The sequence below is a fragment of the Halomonas sp. 707D4 genome, from assembly GCF_024158685.1.
In the GTDB taxonomy this organism is placed as follows: domain Bacteria; phylum Pseudomonadota; class Gammaproteobacteria; order Pseudomonadales; family Halomonadaceae; genus Vreelandella.
In genome coordinates this window covers 1-5080 of record NZ_JAMZBD010000223.1, presented here as the reverse complement: position 1 = coordinate 5080, position 5080 = coordinate 1, and the positions used below count along the sequence as shown (strand labels likewise).

Sequence of the window (5080 nt, the reverse complement as noted above, 5' to 3'; positions counted from 1 at the left end):
CCGTAGACGAGAAAGACCTGCAGCATGACCCCGGCGTAGAACACGCCGAGCAGCACCGCCACGGCGCCCAGCAGCGCTCCGCCGTTATGGCCGATGGTGCTGGCCATGAGAAAGAAGACACCGATCGGCGACAGGGCGATGGCGATGCGCAGATAGGCAAACACCCACTCGCTGATCACGTTCAGCCCGTCGGCGATCTTCGTGCGCGTCTCGACATCGGGAATCATCTTGACCGACAAGCCCAGCAGTACCGAAATGACCAGCACCTGGATCATGTTGCCGTCGGCAAAGGAAGCGAACAGGTTGTTCGAGACCAGCCCGGTGAAGAAGCCGTCCAGCGTGACTTCCGGGGTCTCGATCGGCGTGCCCGCGCTGCCAAGGTCCAGCTCGAACCCCAGTCCGGGCTTGACGATATAGGCCAGCCCGCCGCCCAGGCTCACCGCCACCAGCGTCGTGAACAGGTAGTAAGGCAGGCAGGCGGCCACCACCTTGCCGACGCCACCGGTTTGCCCGTTGCCCACGATCGCCTGCATCAGAATGATCAGTACCAGCGGCACGATGATCAGCTTGATCAAATTGAGCCACATGGTGCCGATGAACTTGAACCCGCCGACTTCGTCGGGAAAGAAGATGCCCGCCAGTACACCCAGTATCAGTGCCAAAAATATCCAGGTAGTGAGCGAAATTTTTCTGGAGCGCAATGTCATGTCCGTTCTCCTGCCTTCGTCTTGATTTTATTTTTCTCTTCACTCGAGACTCGGCTGGGGAGGCAAAGCACCGAATGAGGATATTTCTATAATGGAGACTTTAATCTCATTATTGGAAATAATGCTAGCGCTCGCCTGGCGTACGGTCAAATCTTTTATCCGCGCCTGACACGTCCGTCGAAACGCGGAAAAACCAGGGGCTTTGGTAGGAGCAGGGCAAGACGATGCTGAAGGAGGGTGCGCCAGAGGCGCGATGAAGGAGCGCGGGGCAAGCCGCACGAGGACAAGCGCAGACGGCGCCGGGCTCTTGGCCTCGGCGCGTGATGAGTGTCGCGGTCAGCAGGAAAAAGGAAAGGCTGCGCTCCTGGGGCCTAGAGCGTTTCGAGCACCCGAACCGACGCCACTAGGTCGTTGAACCGCTCGCCCTGCACCAGCACGTGATCGCGCAGGAGCGTTTCGGCGCGGGGGCCGTCGCCGGCTTCGATCGCGGCGACGATCGCCTCGTGCTCGGCCAGCGAGTTCTCGACGCGCATTCTTGCCTGCAGCTGCATGCGTCGGTAGGGCTGCAGCAGCGCGTGCAGCCGGGCGGCCTCCTGGGCGAGGAACGGGTTGTGGCTGGCGGCGTAGATGCAGTGATGAAAGACGCTGTTCTCGTAGTAGTAGCCGTTGATGTCGCGCTGCTCGGCCTTCGCGCGGCAGGCGTGCAGCGCCTGGTGCAGGGCCGCCAGCTCCTCGTCGTTCATGCGCCGGGCCGCCAGGCGCCCGCACAGCCCCTCGAGCTCGGCCATCACCTCGAAGCGTTCGACCAGCTCCGTGACGCCCAGCCGGGTGACGAAGGTGCCGCGCTTGGGCACCACCTGCACCATGCCGGACACGGCGAGCTGCTGGATCGCCTCGCGGATCGGCGTGCGCGAGCAGGCGTATTCGAGCGCCAGCGCGTCCGGGTCGAGCCGTTCGCCCGGGGTGAAGCGCCCGGCGACGATCGCATCCTCGAGCAGGTCGCGCAGCCGCTGCGCCTGGGACACCTTCGCCATATGTCTACCCTCGCCTGTCTTGACGCATAAATTCGTTGCCTGTATCTGTTATATACAACATGACGCGCTGTTCAATATTTATCATGCCGAACGACAATGATAAACCGTCGGCACGGTAGAAGGCAGATCGCCCATCCGACGAACCAGAAGGCCAATGCGCATGAACATGAACATGACGTTTCTTCAGGGGCTGCTCACCAACATTTAGACGCGCACCCGCCAGCTCAGCGATGCGCTGGGCGCCGACAAGGGTAGCGAACACCACCTCACCGCGCTGACCGAGGCCTGCCAGGCCCTGATGGGCCGAACCGGCGAAGCGTCGCAGATCATGCTCGCCCAGAAGGCGCTGGCGCATTACCGGGCGCTGAACGACGAGGAGCGGCTGGCCTTCTTCCAGCTGCTGGCCAACGACTACGCCGCCGAGCCCGCCGACATCCACAGCGCCTACGCGGTGTATCGCGAGCGCGAGGACAACGCGGCGCTCGAAACGCTCTTCAACGCCTGCGAGCCGCGCCGCCAGGCGCTTCTGCGCCGCTTGAACCTCTGCCCGGGTGGTACCTTCGATCTGGTCAAGATGCGCGCCGACCTGCTCAAGTGCCTGCGCGAGGCGCCGGAACTTTCCGCGCTGGACAGCGACTTCGCACACCTTTTCAGCTCCTGGTTCAACCGCGGTTTTCTGATGCTCGAAAGCATCGACTGGAACACCCCGGCGACGGTACTCGAAAAGCTCATCCGCTACGAGGCGGTGCACGAGATCGGCGACTGGCGCGACCTGCGCCGACGCCTCGACCCGGAAGATCGGCGCTGCTACGCCTTCTTCCACCCGGCGACCGGCGACGAGCCGCTGATCTTCGTCGAAGTGGCGCTGTGCGACGGCATTCCCGGCAACGTCCAGCGTATTCTCGAACACGGCGAGGAGCTGCCGCTGGAGGACGCCGACACCGCGGTGTTCTACAGCATCAGCAACTGTCAGGCCGGGCTCAAGGGGGTCTCGTTCGGCAACTTCCTGATCAAGCAGGTAGTCCAGGAGTTGAGTCGCGAACTTCCCCAGATCAAGAACTTCGTCACCCTTTCGCCGGTGCCGGGCTTCGCCGACTGGCTCGAGGGCGCACGCAGCGAGGCGACGCTCTCCGAGGAACTCACCACCTACCTCGACACCCATGACGGCGAGGCGCTCTCATCCGCCGCTCACAAGGAGTTCATGCGCCTGGCGGCCCACTACCTGGTGGACGTCAAGCACAAGAGCGGCCAGCCGCTGAACCCGGTGGCCCGCTTTCACCTCGGTAACGGCGCGAGCCTGCACCGGCTGAACTGGCAGGGGGACACCTCGCCCAAGGGGTTCAAGCAGTCCCACGCCCTGATGGTGAATTATCTCTACCAGCTCAAGGGCATCGAGCAGAACCACGAAGCCTACAGCGTGAACCACACGGTGGTCTGCGCCAGCGACATTCGCCGCCAGGCCCATCAGGCAGGCCAGTACTTCGAGGCGAAAGCGCCGGCCAAGGCGTGAGCCCCTGATCGCGCCTGCCACAATAACAAGGAGTCTCTCATGAACCACAACCTCTACTGCCACTTCTACCCGCACTTCGAGCGCGCCCCGGAGAAGGTGTTGATGGACACGCTCGACGGCCAGCGTTACCGCTACCAGGACGTGCTGAACCTGAGCCGCCGATTGGCCACCGTGCTCAAGGAGCTCGGCGTGACGCCCGGCGACCGGGTCGCCGTCCAGGTCGACAAGAGCCCCGAGATCGTCATGCTGTATCTCGCCTGCCTGCAGGTCGGCGCGGTCTACCTGCCGCTCAACGTCGCCTACACCGACAGCGAGATCGACTACTTCCTGGCTGATGCCGAGCCGCGCCTTTACGTCTGCCGCCCGGAGGCGCTGGAAAGCGCCCGCCAGACCGCGGCCAAGACCGGCGTGGCGCAGATCGAGAGCCTGGGCACCAAGGCCGACGGCAGCCTGATGGAGAAGGCCGACGCCGCCGAGGAGACGACCGATGTCACCGAGGTCGCGGCCAATGACCTGGCGGCGATCCTCTACACCTCCGGCACCACCGGGCGTTCCAAGGGCGCGATGCTGAGCCACGAGAACCTCGCCTCCAACAGCCAGGCGCTGACCAAGGCCTGGCACTACAGCGAAAACGACCATCTGATCCACGCGCTGCCGATCTTTCACACCCACGGGCTGTTCGTGGCCTGCAACGTGACGCTGATCAACGGCGCCTCGATGACGTTCCTCCCCAAGCTCGACGTCGACGAACTGCTCGACCTGATGCCGCATTCCACTGTGCTGATGGGCGTGCCGACCTTCTACACGCGCCTTCTGGCAAGCCCGCGCCTCGACCGCGAGGTGGTCGCCAACATGCGCCTGTTCATCTCCGGCTCCGCGCCGCTTCTGGCCGAAACCCATGAAGCGTTCAGCGAGCGCACCGGTCACGCCATTCTCGAGCGTTACGGCATGACCGAAACCAACATGAACACCTCCAACCCCTATGAGGGCGAGCGCCGCCCGGGCACCGTGGGCACGCCGCTGCCTGGCGTGACGGTGCGCATCACCGACCGCGAGACCGGCAGAGAGCTTGCCCGGGGCGAGACCGGGCTGGTCGAGCTGACCGGGCCCAACGTGTTCCAAGGCTACTGGCGCATGCCGGAGAAGACCAAGGCCGAGTTTCGCGATGACGGCTACTTCATCACCGGCGACCTTGGCTTGATCGACGAGCACGGCTATCTCAACATCGTCGGGCGCGACAAGGATCTGGTGATCTCCGGCGGCTACAACGTCTATCCCAAGGAGATCGAGCAGATCATCGACGACATGGAGGGTGTGGCGGAGTCCGCCGTGATCGGCGTGCGTCACACGGATCTCGGCGAAGGCGTGGTCGCGGTGGTGGTGCCGAAAGCCCAGGGCGCGGTGAGCGAGGCCCAGGTGCTGGAGGCCCTCAAGGGCGAGCTCGCCCGCTACAAGCAGCCCAAGCGGGTCTTCTTCGTGGAGGCGCTGCCGCGCAACGTGATGGGCAAGGTGCAGAAGAACCAGCTGCGCGACACCTTCGCCGACACGTTTTCCAGCACGTTTGATCGGAGCAACGCCACCGCCTGATGAGAATCACGGCGCCGCCAAAACGCGGCGCCCCCTGACAACAACGACAATACAACAAGGAAAACGCCATGGTCATTTACGGAGTCGCGCTGCTCGCCGGCTGCATGCTGGTCGGCCTGTGGGCTGGAGACGTGCTGGGCATGCTGCTCGGCGTGGAGTCCAACATCGGCGGTGTCGGTATCGCCATGCTGCTGCTGATCTTTCTCGGCGGCTATCTGATCGACAAGCAAAAGATGCCCGCC

5 protein-coding genes are annotated in these 5080 nt (G+C 63.7%); 3 read left to right on the top strand and 2 right to left on the bottom strand.

Translation table 11 applies throughout. The features are described 5' to 3' along the window. The coding region (locus BIS11_RS10570; RefSeq protein WP_253586024.1) for a dicarboxylate/amino acid:cation symporter at nt 1–707 on the bottom strand (707 nt) is incomplete at its 3' end. A gap of 371 nt (nt 708–1078) precedes the next feature. Next, nucleotides 1079–1741, bottom strand: a complete 663-nt coding sequence (locus BIS11_RS10565; protein WP_253425885.1) for a GntR family transcriptional regulator — start codon at nt 1739–1741, stop codon at nt 1079–1081. A 298-nt stretch (nt 1742–2039) separates the two neighbouring features. On the opposite strand from BIS11_RS10565, the gene BIS11_RS10560 reads away from it, so the two are divergent. The 3 genes from BIS11_RS10560 to BIS11_RS10550 all read left to right on the top strand — a co-directional run. Then, nucleotides 2040–3251: a malonyl-CoA decarboxylase gene (locus BIS11_RS10560; RefSeq protein ID WP_367399205.1), complete on the top strand. Its 1212-nt coding sequence runs from the start codon at nt 2040–2042 to the stop codon at nt 3249–3251. A 39-nt stretch (nt 3252–3290) separates the two neighbouring features. Beyond that, nucleotides 3291–4838, top strand: a complete 1548-nt coding sequence (locus BIS11_RS10555) for a malonyl-CoA synthase (RefSeq protein ID WP_253425891.1) — start codon at nt 3291–3293, stop codon at nt 4836–4838. A 68-nt stretch (nt 4839–4906) separates the two neighbouring features. After that, on the top strand, nt 4907–5080 hold a 174-nt coding region (locus BIS11_RS10550), incomplete at its 3' end, for a malonate transporter subunit MadL (RefSeq protein WP_301286444.1).

Bases quoted from the DNA above. Each gene is read 5' to 3' on its own strand.
- BIS11_RS10565 (WP_253425885.1), bottom strand. From the start codon at position 1,741: ATGGCGAAGGTGTCCCAGGCGCAGCGGCTGCGCGACCTGCTCGAGGAT.
- BIS11_RS10560 (WP_367399205.1), top strand. From the start codon at position 2,040: ATGGGCCGAACCGGCGAAGCGTCGCAGATCATGCTCGCCCAGAAGGCG.
- BIS11_RS10555 (WP_253425891.1), top strand. From the start codon at position 3,291: ATGAACCACAACCTCTACTGCCACTTCTACCCGCACTTCGAGCGCGCC.